This window comes from Parabacteroides sp. (assembly GCF_977054455.1).
The window spans coordinates 69,166-93,683 of the sequence record NZ_CDRTCT010000009.1 but is presented as its reverse complement, the minus strand read 5'-3'; the positions used below and the strand labels follow the sequence as shown (position 1 = coordinate 93,683).

Sequence of the window (24,518 nt, the reverse complement as noted above, 5' to 3'; positions counted from 1 at the left end):
ACCCCCGTCCCCTGTCTTACCGGACGGGAGCGGGGGAAATGATGGACGGGGCAAGAAACAGGGTGGACGTTATTTTGCATTTTCAAGACTTTATACGCAATGAAGGTGTGTCAAAATAAAAATAGAACGCAGATGACACAGATTCAACAGATAACCGCAGTTTTTTATTATAATCAATCTGTGTGAATCCGTCTCCTCTGTGTTATCTGTGTTCTAATATACAGATTAATGCCCCCCTTCATTCATAGCAAATACTAAATATTAACCGATTAAACCTCTCATACGATCTTCAAAAGCAGACAGAGCCGCTTTTGCCCCTTCTCCCATTGCTATGATGATCTGTTTATAGGGGACGGTCGAGACGTCGCCTGCCGCATAGATACCGGGGACATTGGTCCGGCAATACGTATCGATCACAATCTCACCCGGTTTATTCGTTTCGACAACGTCGCGGAACACGCCACTGTTGGCAGCCAGGCCGATCTGGACAAAGATGCCATCCAGGTCGATCACCCGCTCCGCCTCCGTCTTACGGTCTTTTACACGAAGGCCTGTCACCTTATCGCCGTTGCCGATCACTTCCAAAGATTGGGAATGCAGGAATACTTCCACATTCGGCAGGCTCTTCACTTTTTCCTGCAACACCTGATCGGCTTTCAGTTCATCCATAAATTCCAAGACCGTCACTTTCGAACAGATGCCCGCCAAGTCTATAGCCGCTTCGATACCTGAATTACCACCGCCGACAACCGCAACGTGTTTACCCTTATAAAACGGACCGTCGCAGTGAGGGCAAAAAGCCACTCCTCTTCCGATATATTCCGCTTCGCCCGGTACATTCAACTTGCGCCAGCTCGCGCCTGTCGCCACAATAACGACAGGAGCAGAAAAACGTTCGCCGGTAGAAGCGGTCAGAAGTTTCGCTGGTCCGTCCAGTTCGACTTTGTCCACACGGCGATGCTCCAGTATATCGACCGGATAGTCGTTGATATGTGCCAGAAGGTCGTTCGCCAACTGCTGTCCGGTAGTCTGCGGAACAGAGATCAGATTCTCTATGCCGACCGTTTCCTTGACCTGTCCGCCGATACGATCGGCTATAACTGCTACATTCAAGCCTTTACGTGCCGAATAGATAGTCGCTGCTGCGCCGGCGGGTCCACCTCCCACTACTATCACATCATAGTTCTTAACAGGTTTTTCAACAGAGTTATCAACAACCCCTTCACTAATCCCGTACCGGGCTTCGAGTTTGGAAAGCAATTCTCCAAAATCACTGCGGCCCACATGGATCAGTTTGCCATCGGCAAAAACAGAAGGGACTCCCTGTACTTTCATCGCCTCAACTTCTTTCTGGTTGATGGCGCCATCCACCGTTTCATGGGTGATCCCGTTGTTGAGAGTAGCCATGACATTGAGTGCCTGCACCACATCCGGACAGTTGGTACAAGTAAGAGAGACATAAGTCGTCAACTTGATAGGGCCGTTCAGCGCTCTGACACGGGCACGGATACTTTCGTCCGGTATATTTTTCCCTTTTCCATCACTATTCAGGATAGCCAACAGCAGGGACGTAAATTCATGTCCGTTGGGTACTGCCCGAAACCGGATACCGGTAGGCATACCGTCTTTTACTATTGTAAATTGAAGTCCTTCGCCATCGGCAATGTTGCATGACAGATGATCCGAGCAAGAGGCCACATCGCTAAGCAGGTCTATCAGCTCCTGGCGGCTTTCATGACCGGGAGCGACTTGTATATCAAATACATATTGGGATACCAGCCCGGAGAAAATCCCCGAAAGCTGGTCTTTCATTGCTGAGTCTAACATAGCCTTTAGATCTTTCCTACCAAGTCAATGCTCGGTTTCAATGTTGCTTCGCCTTTTTTCCATTTTGCAGGACAAACTTCGTTCGGGTGAGAAGCAACGAACTGGGCAGCTTCGACTTTACGAAGCAATTCGTCTGCGTTACGGCCGATACCGTTATCGTGGATTTCGGCGATCTTGATCTTTCCTTCGGGATTTACCAGGAACGTACCGCGATAAGCCATACCTTCATCTTCGATCATCACACCGAACGCACGGCTCAAAACGCCTGTCGGGTCTGCCAGCATCGGATATTTGATTTTACGAATTGTTTCGGAAGCATCATGCCATGCCTTGTGTACAAAGTGTGAGTCTGTACTTACAGAATATACTTCGACACCCATTTCCTGAAATTTGCCATACTTGTCAGCCATGTCGACCAATTCGGTCGGGCATACGAATGTAAAGTCGGCAGGATAGAAGAAAAAGATGGCCCATTTGCCCTTGATATCTTCGCTACTTACTGTCTTAAAATTACCATTCTGAAAAGCTTGAACTTTGAATTCGGGTACTTGTGAATTGATAATTGGTTCCATGATTTTTACTATTTAATTTGTTACTACTATTTTTTGATTACCCTGCAAAGGTAAATCGTAAGATACTGATTGAAAGAATTTTTCAAATTGATAATTTTTATCTGCCGATAGACGGATCTCTATCGGCAAACACACTTGTCTATAATGACAATATGAAGCAAAGTTTTGTTTTCCGGAACAATAAAAATATACCTAATTGTAGGTAAAATACCTTTCGATCATACCATGTGTTCCTTTAATCGTTACCTTTGGATATTAACATTAAAAATGTCCGAAGATGAGAAGAGCAAGTTTGTCTACATTTGCAGCGGGCTTAGCGTTCGTTTGCAGCACATGGCTTTCTTCATGCGCCACACAAATACCCCTTACTCGGGAAAAACCGGTAAACAATTCCACTTATCGAGTCGAATACCTGTTCGAACACGAAGGGTGCAAGGTCTATCGTTTCATGGATATGGGACATTACATCTATTTCACCAACTGCGAGGGAGATGTCACCAGTGTTGAAAGCGACAGCGTCCGCACAGTCAACCGGATCAGTCGTGCAAAAAATACATCTTTTCCTCCTACCTAAAACGAATGTAAAGGACGAAGTTCGGAATGGTTCCGGGACTGATTATTTCGGCACAGGCCGAATGATTGTGTAATTTATGAAATCGCAGATCGGGTTCCTGTCAGAGTGGGATAGAAAAAACTCATAGCCGGACAACAAGGCGGAAACCTTATGATAAAAAAGAAGCCTTTCTTCACAGAGAGGCTTCTTTTTTATATCGAAAATAACCAATAAAAACTTTCCGATATCGTTAATCATCTTATATGCTTACATAATTAACAAAAGGTTTTGATATAGCGATTATACTAATAGTGTTACTTCCTTAATGACATTGCAAAGATAAGGGCACATGCCGTCTGTTACAATACCTGCATGTGAGTAAAAAACCGCCCTTTGCTACCTATTCAAGGTGATATTTGAGTATAATACCTACAAATAGGTAACTTCGGGGCGTTTTTACCTACTAATTGCGATTGCACACCGTTCGCAACCCCTCTAATTTTGCCAAAAATTAAAAAACGCAATGAAAAGGTTAACTCATTTATTAGCAATCACTCTACTAATCTCCTGCGTGACAGCTTTTGCACAGGAACAAGAAGAAACAACGACAGGAAAATCCGCAGTGAAACAGTCTGCAGACATTTATGCCGCCGGATATGACAAGTTCCGCTTCGGCGGATATGGGGAAATCCTCGCGAACTTTATGGATTACGGCATCAACCGTTTCCGGGGTACGGACAACGGAAGCAAGAAAGACCACCGCAATTCGATCTCCATCCCCCGTTTTGTCTTGGCTTTCGATTACAAGTTCAATTCCCAATGGGTATTAGGCGCAGAAATAGAATTTGAGGCAGGAGGTACGGGAAGTGCCTATGAGATAGAAAACACGGAAAACGGAGAATACGAAATGGAAGTGGAAAAAGGCGGCGAAGTCGCTTTGGAACAATTCCACATCACACGTCTTGTCCATCCGGCCTTCAATGTCCGTGCCGGCCACCTGATCGTCCCGGTCGGTTTGACCAACGAGCATCACGAGCCGATCAACTTCTTCGGAACTTCCCGTCCGGAAGGCGAAACGACCCTGCTGCCTTCCACCTGGCATGAAAACGGCATCGAAGTGTTCGGTACGTTCGGCCGGGGCTACACACGTTTCAACTACCGGGCTTTGGTCGTTGCCGGATTGAACGCCAACGGTTTCGACCGCAACACATGGGTCGCCGGCGGCAAGCAGGGACTGTTCGAAACAGACAACTTCACCTCGCCGGGCTACGTGGCTCGCCTGAACTATTTAGGAGTACCGGGATTGAAAATAGGCGGTTCCTTCTATTATTGCCACAATACGGGAGCCAATTCAGACAAACCGGAAACCTACGTCAAATATGGAAACATCCCTTTGCGCATCTATACGGCCGACCTGCAATATAGAAACAAATATGTCACCGCACGCGCAAACATGATATACGGCAATCTGAGCAAAGCCGACGACCTCAGCAACGTCAACAACCACCAGAGCGGCGGTTCTCCTTACACACAGACAACCCCGATCGCCAAACGCGCGGTCAGCTACGGTGGCGAAGTGGGCTTCAACCTGCGTGCGGTTTGCAAAGACAATAGGAACGTACCCGTAATCTATCCGTTCGTCCGCTACGAATACTACAACCCGCAGGAGAAAGGCGAAGGCAAGCACACGATGGATTTACGCAACAAAGTAAGCATGTGGACGGCCGGCGCCAACTGGTACGCCCTGCCGAACCTTGTCGTGAAAGCGGACTACACGACACGTAAAATAGGGGGCGGCAAATACAACAGCGAAAACGAATTCAGCCTGGCTATCGCCTACATCGGCTGGTTCCTCAGCAAATAAAAACAACATAAACAATTTAATAGCTTATCAACAAAATGAAAAAGAAGAATTATTTCGGTCTGGCAGCCCTATCGCTCGCCATGACATTCTCGATGGGAGCATGTAGCGACAACAACGATCCGGAACCAGAAGGTAGCGGAAAAGATCCGGTCAGCCTGGATTACAGTTCTGAGAACGCCAGTGCATGGGGCAACTATATGTACAACGTGGCCATGCTGCTGAACGACGATGCGACCACACTCTACAATTCCTGGGTAACCGACTATGTCGACGAACAGGGTTCACACGGCCCATATGCCACGATCTTCAAAGACCAGACTGCCGGAGCTTACCAAAGCCCGCTCTCGTGTATCGAGGAAATGATCGAAAGCGGCATGTGGAACATCGCCAACGAAGTGGGTGACGCCAAGATCAAGGACCCGTACACCAAATATACAAGCGGTGACAAGGAAGGCGGCCTTTACGCCGTCGAATCATGGTATAGCTGGCACTCGCGCGACGACTATACGAACAACATCTTCTCCATCCGCAACACATACTACGGCCGCATCGACGACAACGACGTGTCCAAAGTGAACGGGAACCTGAGCGCTTTCAACTCTTACAAGGATTTCGACGATGAAGGCGACATTGCAGAACACTCGCTTTCAAAGCTGATTGCTTCTGCCAACCCGGATCTCGACGAAGAAATCAAAACGCTGATTTTCGCTTCGGCAAAGACGATCCAGGCTATTCCGCAACCCTTCCGCAACAACATCGACAGCGAAGAGGCCGTTGCCGCCATGAACACTTGCATGGAACTGGCCAACCTGTTGCTAAACGAAGTAAAACCGTATGTAAACCGGACTTTCGGCGATCCTCAATACGACGATGACCTGGATGCAATAGCCGAACAGTTTGTCGACGCGGTCGTTCTTCCGACTTATAAAGACTTACAGGAAAAAAACAAACTTTTGCTGGATGCGGTGAACCAGTTCAGGCAAAACCCAAGCGACGACAACTTCGAGAAGGCCTGTAACGTATGGATCGCGGCACGCGAACCGTGGGAAAAGAGCGAAGCCTTCCTTATCGGCCCCGTTGCCAACTTAGGCCTGGATCCGAACATGGACAGCTGGCCTTTGGATCAGAACGGTATCGTACAGGTATTGAACTCACAGAACTGGGATGACCTGGAATGGAGCGGGAACTTCGACGAAGAAGATGAAGCCATCGGGACAGCACAGAGCGTACGTGGTTACCATACATTGGAATATCTCCTGTTCAAAGACGGACAACCCCGCACTGTTGACGGAGCAAAATAAACGATCCTTTGAAAACATGAAGCCATCTTACCTGTTAACATCCTCGCTATTCTTCCTCTTTGCATGCGCAGCGTGTGAAGAGGAAGATAAAATGGATATGGATAAAATAGATGTCCCGAGCGGATATGCACTGTCGGCAGGGACTTCAACGATTTTCCTGAACTCATCGGTAGCCTATGACACGAACGCCGACTGGATAACAGGAGCCAACTCGATCCGTTTCAACAACGGCGACGGTCTCTACGACGACGTACGCACCAGCAACAACGGTGACGGAGGCGGACTTGGCCCTGTCTATGCCGGTTACTCCTGCGGCAGTTGCCACCGCAACGCCGGAAGGACCAAACCGACATTGTGGGAAAACGGCGGTTCGGGCAACTACGGTTTCTCTTCCATGCTGGTCTATATCTCCCGCCGCAACGGCGCTTTCTTCCGTGACTACGGACGGGTATTGCATGACCAGGCCATCTATGGCGTCAAACCGGAAGGCAAGTTGTCCGTCACATACGACAAGCAGACTTTTTCCTTCCCCGACGGAGAGACTTACGAACTATGCAAACCCAATTACGCGATAACCGAATGGTATAAAGACAGTATCGCCCCGGAAGATCTGTTCTGCACCGTACGCATCCCGCTACGCCACGTCGGCATGGGACAGATGATGGCGATCGACCGCCGGGAAATCGAAGCGCTCGCAGCCAAAAGCCATTATCCGGAATACGGCATCAGCGGACGTTGCAACTATATCACCGAGAAAGGCGTCACCGGTGTCGGCCTTTCCGGCAACAAGGCACAGCATCTCGACCTGACTGTCGAACTTGGGTTCTCAAGCGATATGGGTGTGACCAACAGCCGCTATCCGGAAGAGATTTGCGAAGGGCAGGTCCAGATCAACCAGGGCAGTATGATGGGACTCTCGTACGACCAGCTCGACATATCGACCGCCGATATGGAAGATGTGGACCTCTATATGCAAAGCCTCGGCGTGCCGGCACGACGCAACCTGAACGACCCTGTGGTCATTTTGGGAGAACAAAAGTTTTACGAGGCCAAATGCCATCTTTGCCACGTCACTACGTTGCATACACAGGCGGGCGGTTCCACCCTGCTCAACGGTACGCGTTTGCCGTGGCTCGGCGGACAAACCATTCATCCTTATTCGGATTTCCTGCTGCATGACATGGGATCGGAAATCATGGGAGTCGGGCTGAACGACCATTATGTCAGCGGCCTGGCACGAGGAAACGAATGGCGTACCACGCCGCTCTGGGGCATCGGACTGCAGGAGAAAGTCAACGGCCATACCTATTTCCTCCACGACGGACGCGCCCGCAACCTGACCGAAGCCATCATGTGGCACGGAGGCGAAGGGGAAGCCTCTAAAAATTTATTCAAACAAATGAGCAAGGAAGAGCGTGAGGCAGTGATCGCATTCCTCAACTCCTTATAATTTATCCATAAGACAAACTGAAATGAAACAACTGATCATCATAATTGCAGCGTTATTACTCCTGCCGTTGGCCGTCAGGGCCCAATATGAGGAAGATACGGAAAACGGTGTCGTCTCATTAAACGGCAAAGAAGGTTTTGCGATCGCTACCAAGAAGGGGGATTTCGTTTTCAAACCTTATATGTTGGTTCAGACCAGCGCCAACATCAACTACTACGACGATGAAGGACTGGATCCTGCCTATAATCAGGACAATATACACAACAGCGGTTTCTCGATCCCTTACGCCATTCTCGGTTTCACGGGCAAGGCATTCGACCGGGTGACATTCAACCTCTCCATCAATGCCGCCGGAAGCGGGGGAAACATCCTGCAGCAGGCTTGGTTCGACGTAGAGATGAAGAAGAGTTTCGCCATACGTGTGGGCAAGTTCAAGACTCCGTTCTCGCACGCTTACCTGACTACGCTGGGCGAGACGTTAATGCCGACATTGCCGGCATCGCTCACCTCATCCGTCATCCTGCCTTATTCCCTTAATGCCGTGACACCGAATATCGGCATGGGTTTCGACCTCGGAGTGGAAGTACACGGGTTGGTAAGGGAGAAGTTCGGCTACGAAGTGGGGATTTTCAACGGAACGGGAACCTCCGTCAATGTGGCGTCCAAAACGTTCAGCGACGACTGGCATATCCCGTCATTGCTGTATGCCGGCCGCGTCACTTATATGCCGAAAGGAGTCATGCCGTCAAACCAGGGCAGTCCGAACCGTTTGAAGGAAGACAAGATGCTGTTCGGTCTTTCCACTTCATTGAATGTGGAGAGCGAAAGCGAAAGTACGAACGACTTTCGGGCAGGAGCCGAATTCGCCATGTTGAAGAACCGCCTGTACCTCGGCGCTGAAATCTATTATATGAATGTCGGTTTTACCAAACGGCAGAAAATCAACGAGAGCTATAACTATTTAGGCGGTTACTTGCAAGGCGGTTATTTCGTCACCGGCAAATTGCAAGCGACAGCCCGCTATGACTTCTTCAACCGCAACGGATTGGACACAAACGGTTTTCTGAATATGCCGGCCGTCGGATTCAACTATTTCTTCACCGGCTGCAACCTGAAACTGCAAGCCATGTATCAATTCATCGGACGTACCGGACATGACACGCAGCTTGACCGCGACAACGACGACTTGGGACTGGCCATGCATTCCGGAACCGTTTTACTTCAGTACACATTCTAACCCTTACGTCATGAACAGAAAAGTTTATTCATTCATCTCCGGACTGTTGTTCTTTTCCTGCCTTGCCATCTCCTGCGATGATGGCAAGATCTATGATGAAAACAACCAAGCGGAAAGGGAGGGAGGAACGGTGAAGTTGACCGCCCGAATCAGCGGGGCCGATTCCTGGCCGGGCGGTTACAGCGTCGTGCTGGCCGGATTCACTCCCGACAATGCTTTCGCACAAACGGCAAAAGGGATCAGCCAGTCGGCCGACGGAACGATAGACATGGTCTTGGCCGGTATTCCCGGCGAAGTGACACAGATCGAAGTTTGTGTCATCGACAAGCTGCGTAAAAGGGTCGCCAGCTTTTATACCGCCGACTACACGGAACAGGCGGACACCATACGGCTGGACGCCGGGAACCTGGATGCCGGCATGTTCAACAGCATCCAGACCGGAATCTTCAACCGTTCCTGTACGGCTTGCCATGGAGGAAGCACGGCACCGGCTGCTGGGCTGTACCTCACGGAAGGTAAAAGCCACAAGGCTTTGGTCGATGTCGTGGCCGATAAAAGCGAGAAGGGGCTGAAGCTGGTCGAGCCGGGAAGCGCGGAGGAAAGTTTCCTGCACATCATCCTGCACGAAAACATTCTCAAATACGATCATACCAACATCATTACAACCTCCGGCACCCTGACGTTGCTCGACGATTGGATCAATAACGGAGCTAAGGAATGAGTATCCGCCATTTCCGTACCTGATACCGTTCCTTACTTTATTAAGTAATTTTCAACTCTCAATTTTCAAATTTCAATTAAATAGCTTTATTTTTACAACCTATAGCAAAACATAATACAGATATGAACCTGATAAGGAAAACATACGGCACGACGGAGGTGCAAATCTCCTCATTCCAATCTTCCAAAGGTATAACAGAATACCATCTCTTCTTCCAACAAACGGATTGTATGGAGGATTTTCACACTCAGTTGCAACATATACAAGATGCCTACGCCCGTTCGGTGGAAGAGTTGCCCGGCAATCCGGTCGCCATTTTCCGGCGTTATTTCCTGAGCGACGTAACCAACCAGACGGATGAACTGATGGAACGGGAACGGCTTTCCCCTTATTGCGCACTGTCAATCGTGCAGCAGGCTCCGATGAACGGGACGAAGATCGCGTTGTGGGCCTGGTTGCAGACCGGTGTGCAGACACAGGTATTGCCGAGCGGGTTGTTCGAGGCGCGTCACGGGGCATACAGCCAGCTTTTAGGCGCCAACCAGTGCAACCGGGCAGCCAATTCGGAATACCAGACCCGCCTGATCTTCCGCGATTATATCCTTCAACTGACGGAAGCCAATTGCACACTGGCAGCCAACTGCCTGCGTACGTGGATCTTCGTACAGAATGTAGACGTGAATTATCCGGGTGTGGTAAAAGCCCGCAAAGAGGTATTCGCGACACAGAACCTGACGGAAGAGACTCATTTCATCGCCAGTACGGGGATCGAGGGCCGCTATTTCGACCCGATGGTGTTCGTGACAATGGACACATATGCCGTTTCCGGTATTTGCCCTGAACAAATCCGCTATCTATACGCCCCCGAACATCTGAACCGCACGTATGAATATGGCGTCACGTTCGAAAGGGGAACGGCTGTCACATACGGCGACCGCCGCCATATCTTTATCTCCGGCACGGCCAGTATCGACCGGTACGGGGAAATCGTGCATGCCGGCGATATCATGAAACAGGCTTCCCGCATGATCGAGAATATCGAAGCCCTGCTGAAAGAGGCGGAGGCCGCTTTAGACGATATCATGCAGGCGATAATCTATATCCGCGATACGGCTGATTATGCACGCGTCAAACAGTATATAGACGAACACCATCCAACCCTTCCTTATATCATCGTCCGTGCTCCGGTCTGCCGGACCGGCTGGCTGATCGAAATGGAATGCACGGCGGTGACTGCAAAAGGGGAGGAACGGTTTGCGGCATTATAACAAGAAATAGTTTTTCGATATTCCTATATTTGAATAATAACGAAGCCCCGGCAGTACGAATACAACCGGGGCTTGTTTTTTGTCTGCTCTCCTTCCTCACAGAAGTACGGGCAGCATTCTTATTTTTTACTTTAGTATTAATGTATCACTTGTTCGCCCTCGCGGGGTAATTGAACGGTCGTAAAGACCGGACGCATGATTCATTATATTGATTATAAATTCTTTATTTCAATCTGAGTAGAGATACGGTCACCCGCATCTCTACTTTATGATGAATATGTCGTTATTATTTAACGATCGCCTTAACAGCTTCTTCGCCTTCGACAGCGACTACGACTACACCCTGAGGAGCAGCGATTGCAGCATTGTCGGAAGTGATAACCGTGTTGGCAATTGTCTGGCCTAAGATGTTAGAGATAACAACCTTCTTGCCGGCAGCACCAGCGATCCGGATGTTTCCGTTACCGGCGATAACAGCCACTTCAGATGTAGCGATTGTTTCGTTGTCCGTAGCCAACTCGTCGTTTTCTTTGTTTTCAACGTTGAAGATCAGGGCGCCGTCGCCACCGGTCTTAGCATTGGAGAACACAGAAGGATCTTTTGTCAGAACAACACAACCGTTCTGGATCTTCAACCATGCTGCATTTTCAGGAGCGATGTTTTCACCGTCATAGTTGTTGGATTCGAACAAGAATGAGTTTTCTTTGCCTTCAGCTGTTACATTATTAGCATTTTCAGGATGTACATAACGGAATGACCAAGTGTAGTTCTTGTGATCGTCACCAGACAACAGGTTCTTGATACCTACACCGTAATCAGCACGCATAGTAGAATCAACCTTTGCCAATGCCTTGAAGTCGATCTTTTCGTTAGCCACGCTTCTGTACTCTGCCGGCAATACCCACAATGTATCAGCGATACGGATAGCTTCAACGAAACCTACACGAGTGTAACCATCGGCGATGTCAGCATAAGGCTTATCCTGACCTACAAGATCAACTGAATCCTGGAAGCTTACCAAATATTTAGCTCTTTCGAAGCCAGGAATTGCAGGATGAGCATGTTTACACAACATAGAATCGGTTGTGATCTGTCCGTCAGGAGTGATATGCGGGCCATCTTCCGTACAAGGAGTACCGGCTACACCTTCGAAATCCTTATGGTTTACAGAGATCAGGTACTGCGGTTTGATATAACCATGACCGCGGCCGACCCAAGCTGTATCGACTTGGAATGCCAAGCCTGTTGCCTTATCGGCAGTCCACATACCTACGTAGTTCACATTTGCATCCATCAAACCACCTTCACGGTTGTTTTCGTCCATCAGATATTCCTTACGAACATTTTCGAAGAATCTCAAGCTATCACGGCCGTCAGTTGCGCTTTCACCTAAGTTTACGTTATTGAAACGACGATACAACGGAGTGTTGTCCGGATTGATTGCAAATGCAGATGTTCTTGTTTCACCCAGCGGCTGAACTTTTACTGTTGCATCCAGAATATCATCCGTTACACCGGCTTTTACATCATCAAGATCCGTATCATTAGCTTTTACGATTGCATAGAAGCATTCGCCTTCATGATGATTATTCTCTTTGAAGAAGAAGCTGTCAGCAGGAGCACCGAAGTATTTAGACATTGCATATTTGTCTTCAGCCGCTTCACCCATGAATGCGTCTTTCAACTGGATAGAATAAGAAACTCTATAAAGTTTCTTGATACCGGCTCTGTTCAATTCAGTCGTAGTACCGGCATAACCAAATGTAGCCCATTTCTTTTCAACCAGGCGGAAAGCATCCTTGCCATTCAAAACATTCAACAATGAATCTTTACCGGCACCCTTAGCCAAATACTTACTGTTTTCGCCAGTTGCATACGGGTGCAGATATTTGAATGTATATTCATCCAAGAAGAACTTGGCATCCGGAATGTTCTTGTAACCTAACAATGTATCCTGATAAGCTTCAGCGATTAATGCAGCATTGCCCTTAACACCTTCAGCTTCTTTTACCTGTACGAAGACCAGAGAATCTTCACCCTGATAAAGAGCATCAGAAGCTGTCATGTATTTAGCACCTTCAGCCTTCATCAACTGAGACAGAGTTGTCTGAGTCGGATATTCACGGTTCGTTACACTTACAGGAGAATAATCTTTCACTTTATCGCCCGTGTTCTTCTTCAATACAACCCACTGGTAAGCCGGCATGTGAGCAGGAAGTTGTTCGTCTGCTTTAACAGTAACCCATTCTAATGTACCATTCTTATGGATCGGAGAAGCCAAGTACTGGCCTTTCTGGTTCATGATGAAATACAGACCGTCGGCGACAGAAGTACGACCGTTGTAACCGGCTTCACAACCTTTGAAACCTAAGGAAATATTAGTTTCCTTTTTGTCATAGATAGTAACAATACGTACTTTATTTTCGATCAAGTCCTGAACGGTTACGAAGTTGTTCGTGCCTTTTCCACCAGCTGTTGTCGGAAGCACTGTTGCTTCAGCATCAGCTACCCAATTAGAACCATTAGTGGCGTTTTCCGGATCATAATCCATTGCAGATTTAACCTGGATTACCAAGCTGTCTTTTGAAGGATAATAAGAGAAAGCAAACTTATACTGATCAGCAAGACCTGTTACTTTACTAATAGAGTCAGCAGCAGAAGTCGGCTTTGTTGCAGCTGTACTTGCCTGACGTTTAGCATAGCTCAGATCAGACCATTTGAATGCACGGAATCTTTCGCCGCTTGCATTGACGATAGAAGTATCGACACGCAGATAAGAACTGTCAGTAGTCAGTACGAATACATAATCAGCAGCATCAGCACCAGTAGTTGCTTCAGCCAAGAACTTACCAGCATTCTTTCCGTTGAACGGGTTGGCTACGGTGACCTTTTCACCCTGTTCGTCCGGAGTGAATGTCAAAGCTACGCCTTTATCAGCCGCCTGCAAACCTAAAATCGTATTGATTTCAGGAGCCTGCAAACGGATCATGTCGGCTTCAACAAGAGCAAACTTTGTAAAAAGAGATCCTGTGGCAGCATCTGTATAAGCCTTAGCAGCCTCCTCCTTCACAACCTGAATGTTTGTACTATTGGCTTTCAAACCGATTACGGAGTCAGCTTTGAAATAAGAATACAGAGTCTTACCTGCTTGTTCTGCAGCCGGAATAGATGTGTATTGGTTCAAATAAGCCCAGCCTGAAACTTCACCACCTACACGGGTAGAATCTGCACCTGTACCAGGTATATCAGTATAAGTAGCTGTACTTCCTCCCAAACCTTCCAACAAAGTACCTGCATACTGGATATCCAAACGCTGGCCGGTTGCCTTGTTTGTAAAGTCGAAGATAGGAGCTTTACCATAACCTTCTTCTGTTACTTCGATGCACCACAATGTGCTTGCTAAATTTGCAGAAGTAGTAGTAGCTTCCAATCTCAAAGCGCCATTAGGAGTCATAGCTAACACTCCATCAGTAGCTTTCAATTGGTACAAGCCGTTACCCGTCTTCTTCAAGGATGTTACAGGATCCCCTGCATTGGCATTCATCGCACCCAACAATGCAAGTCCTGCCAAAAGAGTAGAAAACTTTTTGTTCATAATTCTAAATTTAATATTAATACTAATGTTTATAAAAAGTTCAGTTCTATCGTACGTCTGTTAACTTTTGTCTTTTGAAATCGAATACGTACGTTTTCGTTAGTCATTTTCAAACAGCCTCTTATCTTTTTGTATTTCAATCTTTTACATTCGGTTTTACATCCAATTTCACCCCAAAAATAGCCCCTCTACGCGTACATTATATAAATTAGCACATTCCTATTAATCAGCTTGTTACAAAAACCGTCAAAATGCAAAAAACGCCCTTTTTGCAAATTACCGCCCAAAACAGCCCTTTTTAGCCCCTACGCAAGAGGAATATCACTCTATAAACACTCTACTCATTTGTTTCCTGCCACGAAACTAAAGTGTCTGCGGTCGAAACTTAAGTTCCACGGCTTGAAACTAAAGTTTCGACCGATGAAACTAAAGTTTCCTGTAAGTGAAACTAAAGTTTCAAGGCATGCGACTACATGAAACTTTAGTTTCAAACTTTATTTTGGTTGAAACTCTCCGGATTTACGAATTCCGTAACAGAGTAACCGCACTCCAATATACCATTATGCAAATAATTCACTTCTACCCAGATTTGAAACATAAATGATGATTTATCTGCCAAGTTTTGAGTCAACCTCATCTTGCCACGAAGATCGTCAATCCTGTCACCGATAAATATCGGAAGATCGATAATAAGGGAATGTCGGTTGTGTAGAGAATTCTAAAAGATAAGATTTTCCTTGTTTTTCCTGCATTTTTGCAAAAAGAGATGATTCGGGCTTATAGCTTTACTTGAATAAAAAACCGTAAGTGATTAGTTGTTAGATAAATATGGCGTAAGTGCAGGAACGGTAAAAAGCCCCATTTTAGTAGATATAAATGGTATTTTTGTCTTTTGTAAATGATTGGAATTTAGAAGTGTAGAAAGTGAGAAATGAAATGACGAAAAAAACGTACGTTTATATTCGTCATTTTTCAGCTACAAAAATACAACTACTTTTTAAACCTGCAATTCTTTTTCCGAATAAATTTTCCTTTTCTATATTCTTTCTTATCAATTAGATAGCTTATCGAGTACAAACATACCTCCTTTTCATCACAAACCTCCGTGCACCTCTCCAAAAATGACGAAAAAAAACGTACGTTTTTGCTATCAAAATACGCACGTTAACATTCGTAAGGTTGTATACATTATATAACAAATAGGTTTTATTACTAATTAAATTATTAAATTATGAACAAAAGATTTTCTACTCTTGTGGCTGCCGCACTGGTAGCTGGTGGATTGTCGGCAAATGCTCAGGTTTTAAGTGATACTGATCTTAAGACTGGGGATTTTGTCTTCTTGAAAACGTCTTCAAGTTCTGCCTTAGTCATTAAAAACGGCAAACTTGATTCTACAGTTGTCGCAAAAGGTGATACTGCAATTGCTCGTTTGGACTCTATGGCTTGGAAAGTAACTGTAACAAAGGGAACTGCTGCAAATACTTATAAGTTCCAGAATAGAGCTACTGGTGCTTTTCTTTCATTAGATGCTGAAACAGGTGCTAAACATATCAGTGCTGACTCGGATGCTATCACTGAATGGGGATATTCTACTTCAAAAGGTGTGTTTGCTAATGTGGGTGATTCTGCTTATACGGTAAAAGCAAAAACTGGTTTTGTTGGGCTGATTGAAGCTAATACAAAAAGCACGACTTTAAGTACTGATGCTAATATTGTAGCAGCCTATAAGATTGATGTAAAAATGAATCTTTCAGCAGACGATTTCAATAATTACATTAAAGGCTTCAATTTTGTAGCTCCAACAGGTCGAACTGCTAAAAAAGATGTTTCTGAAGGACAGACTAATGTATTGACAAAAAAAACTTGGGTAGCCAAAGCGGCTGGTATTTCTCAGTCTGATACTTTGTTCTTTCAGGTAAAAGATGCTAAAGATAATACTCAGTATTTGGCTGTTGATACTGCGTTTATTGCGGGATCAAAATCATTCAAATTTGTTGTTGCCGATTCTCTACAGGGTAAAGAAGGTACAAATAGTTTTCCTTCGTACGTAAAAGATAAGAAAACGTATTATTCAAGAAATGATACGTTGGCAATGTTCAAAATCAGTTACGTATATGCAAATGACTCCCTGATTATAAAACCGGTGGCATTACCGAATAAGGAAAATGTTAAATTCTGGCGTGAATCTAATGCTGTAACTAAAATGTTTGGTGTTGCCGGACAGGATAGTGCAATGGTCGCTCTGAAAACATTGGAAGGCGTAACGATTTTGGCTATCGATTCAGTCAACTATGCACAAGCTAATTTGTCAGAAGCTGGTGACAATGGCTTGACAATTGCAAACATTCATTCTACTGCTCGTACTGCTGAATTGGGCGGTAATGCTGAAATTGATGCTAAGAAAGTGTACTTTATTAAGTATGCAGGCAAAGCAGATAAAGATAAAGCAGGAAAGTATGTTGTTGCTAAAAGTTTAGTTGGTGCAACAACGGAAAAGGCATATCAGACTGCTAAAGGTAATGTGGCAGTTCCTTCTTCTCAGTGGGTTGTTAAGGCTGGTAACGCTAAAGGTTTGTATACTATTGAAAACCGCGAATTTGACAATATTACCTTTGGAGGTGCATTCACTCAGGTCATGGATGGCAAAGAAAAAGTTGCTAATACTTATGTAGTCAATAATGATACTATCTTGTTGGAAGATGCCAACTGTGCTTCTGTTGAAAATCTGATTACTGTTGATAAGCACAAACGGGCTACAACCGGTTACGGATATTATGACCCGGCTGTTTTAGGTAATAAGAAGTTCAAAGTTGCTTCTGCATCTCCTTTCATGAAAGACTTGTTCATGCAGGCAAAGAAAGATTCTTCTATCACATTGGCTGAAGATGAAAACTTGTTCTATCTGGAAAAAGTAGGTGAAGCTAAGTTTGGTGCTGAAGTTGCAGGTATTGATACACTGTATCGTTATACTTATAAGTTTGTAACTAAACCTGGAGGTAAGGGTGCATTTATTGCTCGTAATTCAGATAATACGGCTTATATCCTGACAAAAGATCCGAAGTACACAGCTTCTGTATTCTACTTCAAATCTTGGGGTGCTGCTGACACTTATATGATGATTGATACAACAGGTGTAGGTGCAACTCCTACTTGGAGTAATGCTTATACTGTAAGTGTAAACGCTCAGAATGCTGATATCTATCCTGCTGCTCTGTCTGCTGCTAAGAGCGACTTGTTTACTGTAGCAGAATTGGATGCTCCGTCTGTATTGTTCACGAATCCGACTCATTATAACATCTACAACAACAACGACCGTCTGGCTGTAGGTAAGAACAATCTGGCTGTAATGGCTCAACCGGGCAATGACCTGAAAGCGGATGCTGACAAGTTCGTTAATGACAACTTCACATTGTGGTTCGATACTGTAAACTACAAAGCTGACATCACTGCTTCTTACTTCATCTCTCAGGGTATCAAAGCTGCTGCTGGCGAAGAAACAAAAGCTGAAGAAGCATCTGCTGAAAGATTGTATCTGACAGTTGCAAGCGAGGATTCTACTAAGAAATCAGATGATCTGGCTAAGTTGTATAAATTAGATGATGCTTATCGTCTGTACTTCCGTACTGCTGCCCGTCACGGTGTAGATACTTTGATCGTAAACAACTTTGATGAAAAAGCTGGCGTGATGGCTCCTGACACAGTAGCTGCCGGTGCTAACGGAACTAAACATTCTACTGATGCTACTAAGGGCTTATTGTTAGGTGGTATCGACAACTTCAAATTCCAGTTCGAAGTGATCGACGGTACTGATAACTATGTGATGAAGTCTTTAACTAACCAATATGTAGTTAGCGTTAACGGTCTGTTGGTTGCTAAATCTGATTCTGATGAAAATATGATTGCAACCTTGAAAGCTCCGGATTATGCAACTTCTAACGAAGACGTAGCCGTATCTGAAGTAACCGTTATCGCTGCTGAAGGTGGTGTTCAGATCGCTGGTGCTGCCGGTAAGAAGGTGGTTATCTCTAACATCTTAGGTCAGGTAGTTGCTAATACCGTTCTTACTTCTGACAATGCTGTGATCGCAGCTCCGCAGGGTGTGGTTGTTGTAGCTGTCGAAGGTGAAGACGCTGTAAAGGCTATCGTGAAATAACTAAAGGTATAAAAGATAATTCTAAAATGTTTGACCGCGTGCCGACGCATAGAGATGCACAGCCGTGCATCTCTACAAACAACGGCAATTACCCTGTGACAGGTGAACAAGCGGTCGGATTTAATATTAATAATACTAAAGTATATTGAATTTAAAAGTTCAATGTTGCCGGTATCCCTGTGAAGGGAGAAAGCATACATCTAAAACAAGCCCCGGAGATGAAAAGACATTTTCGGGGCTTCGTTATGTATACCGATCGGTTTTCTATCGTAATTCGCAGAAATTTGTAAACTTATCCCTATATTTGTCCAAAATCTTTCTAATTATTCAATTATGAACAAACTTTTAAGTTTATCTGTGTTAGCGACCACACTGTTGTTGTCGTCTTGTAGTAATGCGCCGCAGGAAGAACCTCTTGCGAAAGTGATTGACCGCGGTTTGAAAGCCTCGACCGAACAGGCGTTGCTTATGGCCAAAGAACTGGAACAGCAGGAAGGCCGGCTGCCTAAGAGCATCAAGGACGGCAGACTGGAAACGAGCGACTGCTATTGGTGGTGCAGCGGTTTCTTCCCCGGTGAACTCTGGTACCTGTATGAAAGCAATCCTACTCCCGAATTGAAGAAGTATGCCGAACTTTTTACCGGACGCTTGGAAAAAGTGCAGCATGTGACGGATAATCACGATGTAGGCTTCATGCTTTATTGCAGTTATGGCAACGGTTACCGCCTGACACAAGATCCCGGTTACAAGGATGTGCTGGTGACAGGCGCCGGCTCGCTCAGTACCCGCTTCAACCCGATGATCAAGGCGATCCGCTCCTGGGACTTTACCAATAACGGCAAATGGCAATATCCGGTTATCATCGATAATATGATGAATCTCGAATTGCTGACGTGGGCCAGCAAGGCTACCGGCGATAACCGTTTCCATGATATTGCGGTTACGCATGCCAATACGACGATGGAAAATCATTTCCGTGATGATTATAGTTGTTATCATGTCGTTTCGTATGATACGATCACCGGAAAACCCCATATCAAAATGACGCATCAAGGCTATGCCGACGAATCGGCCTGGGCACGCGGACAGGCGTGGGCGATCTATGGCTATACGATGATGGCGCGTGAAACCGGCAGTCCCGAATATCTGGCACAGGCCAAGCATATTGCCCGTTTCCTGATGAACCATCCGAATATGCCTGCCGATAAAGTCCCGTATTGGGATTTCGACACTCCCAATATCCCGAATGCGCCGCGCGACGCCTCTGCTGCCGCTATCATGGCTTCAGCCTTGATCGAATTGAGCCGGTTGGATAAATCGGACGAGGCAGAAAGCTATCTGGACTTTGCCGAACAGCAGGTGCGTTCTTTATCATCCCCTGAATATTTGGCGGAAAAGGGAACAAACTGTAACTTTGTGCTCAAGCATTCGACCGGCCATCTGCCTGGAAACAGCGAGGTGGACGTGCCGCTTAGCTATGCCGATTACTATTATGTAGAAGCATTGATGAGACTGAAGAAATTAATTTGAATATATAAACCATGAGAAATTCATTGAAAATCGCCGTACTAATTCTATGTACGATCTGTCTGCCTTTTACGGGCAACGCCCGGCAAACAACCGGCAAAGAAGATCGTGCGTTCTGGGTGGAAAACCTGACACGCATTGCTGATCCCGTACTTGTCAATCTGAGCAATAATACGTTGAAGAAGAATATGCCTTACGAATCGTTGGGCAACCGTCATCGCTTCTCGCATTTGGAGGCGGTGGGCCGTCTGGTCTGCGGTATCGCTCCCTGGCTGGAACTGGGACCGGACAACACGCTGGAAGGCAAGCTCCGTGAAAAATATATCGATCTGACGGTAAGAGGCTTGAAGAATGCCGTTAATCCAGAGGCTCCCGACTATCTGGTTTTCGGTGAACCGTCGCAACCTTTGGTGGATGCTGCTTTTTTGGCTCAGGGATTATTGCGTGCCCCGAAACAGCTTTGGGGAAATCTTGATCCGCAGGCAAAAGAATGGATGGTGACCGAATTGAAGCGGAGCCGTAACATCAAGCCTTTTGAAAGCAATTGGTTGCTTTTCGCTTCGACTGTCGAAGCTGCTTTGTTGGAGTTTACCGGAGAATGCGACATGGAACGGATGCTGTATGGTGTGAAAAAATTCCGTGACGAATGGTATAAAGGGGATGCTATGTATGGTGATGGGGTTGATTTTCACATGGATTATTATAATAGTTTCGTGATCCATCCGATGCTGACGGACGTGCTGGTCGTGATGAAGAAACATAATATCGAGGGAGCTGATTTCTTGGATACACAGTTGAAACGTCATGCTCGTTATGCCGAGATACTGGAACGTTTTATTTCTCCCGAAGGTTCTTTTCCGGTTGTCGGCCGTTCCATCTGTTACCGCTTCGGTGCTTTCCATGCGTTAGGACAAGCGGCTTTGATGCATATTTTGCCCGAACGGGTGAAACCGGCGCAGGTGCGTTGCGCTTTGACTTCCGTCATTCGTCGCCAGTTGAAGTCTCCGGCAAATTTCGACAAGAACGGTTGGTTGCGTGTAGGCTTTACAGGTGAACAAATCGAAATCTCCGAGTCTTATATCAATACGGGGAGCGTCTATCTTTGTACTTTTGGTTTAGTGCCTTTAGGACTGCCGGAAACGGATGAGTTCTGGTCTGCTCCTTATACGGAGTGGACGAATGTGAAAGCCTGGAACGGAGAGAAGGTGCGGGCGGACCATGCGATTAAGTGATTAAGAATTAAAAATTAAGAATTAAAAAATAATACAGTTATAAGAAGATGAAAACAAATTATGAATTGCGTTATGCTGCGCATCCGGAAGATGCAAAGCAATATGATACGAAACGTATCCGTCGTGATTTTCTGATTGAAAAGGTGTTTGCTCCTAACGAGGTGAATATGGTCTATTCGATGTACGACCGTATGATCGTCGGTGGCGCCATGCCGGCTGGCGAGGTGCTGGTTCTGGAAGCAATCGATCCGTTGAAAGCTCCTTTCTTCCTGACTCGTCGCGAAATGGGAATCTTCAATGTGGGCGGACCGGGTGTCGTAAAAGCGGGGGATGCTGTCTTCGAACTCGATTTTAAGGAGGCTCTTTATCTGGGTTCCGGTGACCGTGAAGTGACATTTGAAAGCAAGGATGCCAAGAATCCGGCTAAATTCTATTTTAACTCTACGACTGCACATCGCAACTATCCGGATAAAAAAGTAACGAAGGCTGACGCTGTGGTTGCCGCTATGGGCTCTTTGGAAATGTCCAACGACCGTAACATCAACAAGATGATCGTCAATCAGGTTCTTCCTACCTGCCAGTTGCAGATGGGTATGACGGAACTGAAACCGGGCAGTGTCTGGAACACGATGCCGGCGCACGTGCATAGCCGTCGTATGGAAGCCTATTTCTATTTCGATATCCCTGAAGACCAGGCTATCTGTCATTTCATGGGCGAAGTGGATGAAACCCGTCATATCTGGATGAAAGGCGACCAGGCTGTTTTGTCTCCCGAATGGTCTATCCATAGCGCTGCTGCTACCCACAACTATACATTCATTTGGGGGATGGGGGGTGAAAACCTGGATTATGGAGATCAGGATTTCTCTTTGATCTCTGACTTGAAGTAATGAGTTTCGGACATTAATATATTATTATTATGGTAAATTTTTCATTGGAAGGTAAGGTTGCACTTGTAACAGGTGCTTCTTACGGTATCGGGTTTGCGATTGCGACTGCGTTCGCCAAGGCCGGTGCTACTATCGTATTTAACGATATCAAACAGGAGTTAGTAGATAAGGGTATTGCTGCTTATGAAGCCGAAGGTATCGACGCTCACGGTTATGTTTGCGATGTGACGAATGAAGAGCAGGTGAATGCTTTCGTTGCACAAGTCGAAAAGGAGGTAGGCGTAATCGATATTCTGGTGAACAATGCCGGTATCATCAAACGTATCCCGATGGTGGAAATGACGGCTGCCGAATTCCGCCAGGTGATCGATATCGACCTGAACGGTCCGTTTATCGTATCCAAAGCAGTTATCCCTTCCATGATCAAGAAAGGACACGGAAAGATTATCAATATCTGCTCTATGATGAGCGAACTCGGTCGCGAAACGGTGTCGGCTTATGCTGCCGCTAAAGGTGGATTGAAGATGCTGACCCGCAACATCGCTTCCGAATATGGCGAATACAACATCCAGTGTAACGGTATCGGTCCGGGTTATATCGCGACTCCGCAGACTGCTCCTTTGCGTGAAAGACAGGCTGACGGTTCCCGTCATCCGTTCGATGCCTTTATTGTTGCCAAGACTCCGGCTGCCCGTTGGGGAACTCCCGAAGATCTGATGGGGCCTGCCGTGTTCCTGGCCTCCGATGCTTCCGACTTCGTAAACGGCCATGTGCTGTATGTCGATGGCGGTATTTTAGCTTATATCGGCAAACAACCTTGATAAGGTCGCACTGGCTCTTATTGCCTTTCTGCGTTAAAAAGGAGGGTGTGTCAAAAAGAAAATCCTGCTTACAATAGACACAATTTAGGCACGGATTACGCGGATTACACGGAAAGATAATAAATTTATCCGTGTAAATCCGTGAAATCCGTGCCTTAAAGATCGTGATAAAGGAGTTTTGACACACCGCTTTTTTTAGGGTAGGACTCCAAATCGGAATCTGATTACGTTATGATGATTATTATAAGATAATAATTATCTTTGCGTAAAAAGAAAACAACATGAATTTGTTAAATAATCCATTCGTTACAAGTGGTTACATCGCTCCCGAATATTTCTGTGATCGGGAGAGGGAGACCGAAGAGTTGCTTCGTTGGCTGGTCAATGAAAACAATGTAGCCATCATCTCTACCCGCCGTATGGGAAAAACCGGGCTAATCCAGCATTGTTTCCATTTGAAAGAAATAAAGGAGAATTATTATACCTTCCTGATTGATATTTATGCGACCAAGACACTCCGAGAGTTCGTTTTTCAGTTGGGAAAAGTGATTTTGGCGACTTTAAAACCGAAAGGACAAAAGGCTTGGGAGTTGTTTGTTAATAGTTTAGTCTCTTTAAAGGCCGGTTTTTCATTGGATATGTCGGGAATGCCGCAATGGAATTTGGAATTGGGCGATATCAAGTCGCCGGAAACGACTTTGGATGAAATTTTTCATTATTTGGCTGTATCTGATAAGCCTTGTATTATTGCTATCGATGAGTTTCAACAGGTTGCACAATATCCGGAAAAGAATACGGAGGCTTTGTTGCGTACTTATGTCCAGCATTGCGACAAGGCTCATTTTATATTTGCCGGTTCACAACGTCATTTGATGGGTGAAATGTTTATTAGTCCTGCCCGTCCTTTTTATCAGAGTGTATCTATCCTGCATTTATCGGCAATCGATAAACAGAAATACATGGAGTTTGTACAACATCATTTCAGGATGGCGCAAAAGAATATTGATATTACAGTCTTTGACTCTTTGTATAATCGTTTTGAAGGAATCACTTGGTATCTGCAAAAGATATTGAATATTCTTTTTGCAATGACTCCGAAAGGAGAGGTGTGCGGTGGCGAGATGATTGAACAGGCAGTGGACTTCATTTTGGATTCTTATTCCTTTACCTATTCTGAGTTGCTTTATCAATTGCCGGAAAAGCAGAAAGAGCTGATGATTGCCATTTGTAAAGAAGGGAAAGCAACGGCATTGACTTCCGGAAAATTTATCCATAAATACAGCTTGCCGTCAAGCAGTTCGGTTCAATCGGCTTTAAGAGGGCTGTTGGAAAAGGACTTCATAACAAAAGAAGGAAACTTTTACATGGTTTACGATCGTTTTTTCTCTTTGTGGTTGAGGCGGAACTTCTAAAGAAAAGGGGGGTGTGTCATTAATCTGTATATTAGAGCACAGATAACACAGATGAGACTGATTCACACAGATTGATTATTGCAAATCAATAA

16 protein-coding genes are annotated in these 24,518 nt (G+C 45.7%); 13 read left to right on the top strand and 3 right to left on the bottom strand.

From position 1 onward, the window contains the following. Window positions 1–261: 261 nt before the first annotated feature. Both ahpF and ahpC read right to left on the bottom strand, forming a co-directional pair. Window positions 262–1,827 (bottom strand): alkyl hydroperoxide reductase subunit F, encoded by a 1,566-nt coding sequence (ahpF, locus tag ACW6QF_RS06205; protein ID WP_456087168.1) that lies wholly within the window; start codon window positions 1,825–1,827, stop codon window positions 262–264. Window positions 1,828–1,832: 5 nt separating this feature from the next. After that, on the bottom strand, window positions 1,833–2,399 hold the full coding sequence (gene ahpC, locus ACW6QF_RS06200) for an alkyl hydroperoxide reductase subunit C (RefSeq protein WP_456087167.1): 567 nt from the start codon (window positions 2,397–2,399) through the stop codon (window positions 1,833–1,835). Window positions 2,400–2,676: 277 nt separating this feature from the next. Between ahpC and ACW6QF_RS06195 the strand changes: the two genes are divergently transcribed. The 7 genes from ACW6QF_RS06195 to ACW6QF_RS06165 all read left to right on the top strand — a co-directional run bounded on the left by ACW6QF_RS06195 (window position 2,677) and on the right by ACW6QF_RS06165 (window position 10,793). Continuing rightward, window positions 2,677–2,973: a DUF4884 domain-containing protein gene (locus tag ACW6QF_RS06195; RefSeq protein ID WP_456087166.1), complete on the top strand. Its 297-nt coding sequence runs from the start codon at window positions 2,677–2,679 to the stop codon at window positions 2,971–2,973. A 502-nt stretch (window positions 2,974–3,475) separates the two neighbouring features. Next, window positions 3,476–4,816 (top strand): hypothetical protein, encoded by a 1,341-nt coding sequence (locus tag ACW6QF_RS06190; protein ID WP_456087165.1) that lies wholly within the window; start codon window positions 3,476–3,478, stop codon window positions 4,814–4,816. Between the two features lie 35 nt (window positions 4,817–4,851). Beyond that, entirely contained in the window at window positions 4,852–6,117 is a 1,266-nt protein-coding gene (locus ACW6QF_RS06185) for an imelysin family protein (protein WP_456087164.1), read from the top strand. Between the two features lie 16 nt (window positions 6,118–6,133). Continuing rightward, a complete protein-coding gene (locus tag ACW6QF_RS06180) occupies window positions 6,134–7,567 on the top strand; it encodes a di-heme oxidoredictase family protein (protein ID WP_456087163.1) in 1,434 nt (477 codons plus the stop codon). Between the two features lie 22 nt (window positions 7,568–7,589). Next, entirely contained in the window at window positions 7,590–8,804 is a 1,215-nt protein-coding gene (locus ACW6QF_RS06175) for a porin (protein ID WP_456087162.1), read from the top strand. 10 nt (window positions 8,805–8,814) lie between these two features. Next, on the top strand, window positions 8,815–9,525 hold the full coding sequence (locus ACW6QF_RS06170; RefSeq protein WP_456087161.1) for a hypothetical protein: 711 nt from the start codon (window positions 8,815–8,817) through the stop codon (window positions 9,523–9,525). 122 nt (window positions 9,526–9,647) lie between these two features. Beyond that, window positions 9,648–10,793, top strand: a complete 1,146-nt coding sequence (locus tag ACW6QF_RS06165) for a Rid family hydrolase (RefSeq protein ID WP_456087160.1) — start codon at window positions 9,648–9,650, stop codon at window positions 10,791–10,793. A 286-nt stretch (window positions 10,794–11,079) separates the two neighbouring features. On the opposite strand, the gene ACW6QF_RS06160 is transcribed toward ACW6QF_RS06165, so the two are convergent. After that, complete coding sequence (locus tag ACW6QF_RS06160) at window positions 11,080–14,388, bottom strand: DUF6383 domain-containing protein (protein WP_456087159.1); 3,309 nt, start codon at window positions 14,386–14,388, stop codon at window positions 11,080–11,082. 1,231 nt (window positions 14,389–15,619) lie between these two features. Between ACW6QF_RS06160 and ACW6QF_RS06155 the strand changes: the two genes are divergently transcribed. The 6 genes from ACW6QF_RS06155 (at window position 15,620) to ACW6QF_RS06130 (ending at window position 24,426) form a co-directional block, all read left to right on the top strand. Beyond that, a complete protein-coding gene (locus ACW6QF_RS06155; protein ID WP_456087158.1) occupies window positions 15,620–18,544 on the top strand; it encodes a DUF6383 domain-containing protein in 2,925 nt (974 codons plus the stop codon). A 333-nt stretch (window positions 18,545–18,877) separates the two neighbouring features. Continuing rightward, a complete protein-coding gene (locus tag ACW6QF_RS06150) occupies window positions 18,878–20,074 on the top strand; it encodes a glucuronyl hydrolase (RefSeq protein WP_456087157.1) in 1,197 nt (398 codons plus the stop codon). A gap of 11 nt (window positions 20,075–20,085) precedes the next feature. After that, window positions 20,086–21,303: a DUF2264 domain-containing protein gene (locus tag ACW6QF_RS06145; RefSeq protein ID WP_298550308.1), complete on the top strand. Its 1,218-nt coding sequence runs from the start codon at window positions 20,086–20,088 to the stop codon at window positions 21,301–21,303. Between the two features lie 47 nt (window positions 21,304–21,350). After that, window positions 21,351–22,193 carry a 5-dehydro-4-deoxy-D-glucuronate isomerase gene (gene kduI / locus ACW6QF_RS06140; RefSeq protein ID WP_298550309.1) on the top strand — a complete coding sequence of 281 codons (843 nt, stop codon included), beginning with the start codon at window positions 21,351–21,353 and terminating at the stop codon, window positions 22,191–22,193. Window positions 22,194–22,222: 29 nt separating this feature from the next. Continuing rightward, the gene (locus ACW6QF_RS06135; protein WP_298550311.1) at window positions 22,223–23,014 is read left to right on the top strand and encodes a gluconate 5-dehydrogenase; all 792 of its coding nucleotides are present in this window, start codon (window positions 22,223–22,225) and stop codon (window positions 23,012–23,014) included. Between the two features lie 281 nt (window positions 23,015–23,295). Further along, on the top strand, window positions 23,296–24,426 hold the full coding sequence (locus ACW6QF_RS06130; RefSeq protein WP_456087156.1) for an AAA family ATPase: 1,131 nt from the start codon (window positions 23,296–23,298) through the stop codon (window positions 24,424–24,426). Window positions 24,427–24,518: the final 92 nt, after the last annotated feature.

Bases quoted from the DNA above. Each gene is read 5' to 3' on its own strand.
- ACW6QF_RS06130 (WP_456087156.1), top strand. From the start codon at position 23,296: ATGAATTTGTTAAATAATCCATTCGTTACAAGTGGTTACATCGCTCCC.
- ACW6QF_RS06165 (WP_456087160.1), top strand. From the start codon at position 9,648: ATGAACCTGATAAGGAAAACATACGGCACGACGGAGGTGCAAATCTCC.
- ACW6QF_RS06195 (WP_456087166.1), top strand. From the start codon at position 2,677: ATGAGAAGAGCAAGTTTGTCTACATTTGCAGCGGGCTTAGCGTTCGTT.
- ACW6QF_RS06135 (WP_298550311.1), top strand. From the start codon at position 22,223: ATGGTAAATTTTTCATTGGAAGGTAAGGTTGCACTTGTAACAGGTGCT.
- ACW6QF_RS06180 (WP_456087163.1), top strand. From the start codon at position 6,134: ATGAAGCCATCTTACCTGTTAACATCCTCGCTATTCTTCCTCTTTGCA.
- ACW6QF_RS06155 (WP_456087158.1), top strand. From the start codon at position 15,620: ATGAACAAAAGATTTTCTACTCTTGTGGCTGCCGCACTGGTAGCTGGT.
- ACW6QF_RS06190 (WP_456087165.1), top strand. From the start codon at position 3,476: ATGAAAAGGTTAACTCATTTATTAGCAATCACTCTACTAATCTCCTGC.
- ahpF (WP_456087168.1), bottom strand. From the start codon at position 1,827: ATGTTAGACTCAGCAATGAAAGACCAGCTTTCGGGGATTTTCTCCGGG.
- ACW6QF_RS06150 (WP_456087157.1), top strand. From the start codon at position 18,878: ATGAACAAACTTTTAAGTTTATCTGTGTTAGCGACCACACTGTTGTTG.
- ACW6QF_RS06175 (WP_456087162.1), top strand. From the start codon at position 7,590: ATGAAACAACTGATCATCATAATTGCAGCGTTATTACTCCTGCCGTTG.
- ACW6QF_RS06160 (WP_456087159.1), bottom strand. From the start codon at position 14,388: ATGAACAAAAAGTTTTCTACTCTTTTGGCAGGACTTGCATTGTTGGGT.
- ACW6QF_RS06170 (WP_456087161.1), top strand. From the start codon at position 8,815: ATGAACAGAAAAGTTTATTCATTCATCTCCGGACTGTTGTTCTTTTCC.
- ACW6QF_RS06185 (WP_456087164.1), top strand. From the start codon at position 4,852: ATGAAAAAGAAGAATTATTTCGGTCTGGCAGCCCTATCGCTCGCCATG.
- kduI (WP_298550309.1), top strand. From the start codon at position 21,351: ATGAAAACAAATTATGAATTGCGTTATGCTGCGCATCCGGAAGATGCA.
- ACW6QF_RS06145 (WP_298550308.1), top strand. From the start codon at position 20,086: ATGAGAAATTCATTGAAAATCGCCGTACTAATTCTATGTACGATCTGT.
- ahpC (WP_456087167.1), bottom strand. From the start codon at position 2,399: ATGGAACCAATTATCAATTCACAAGTACCCGAATTCAAAGTTCAAGCT.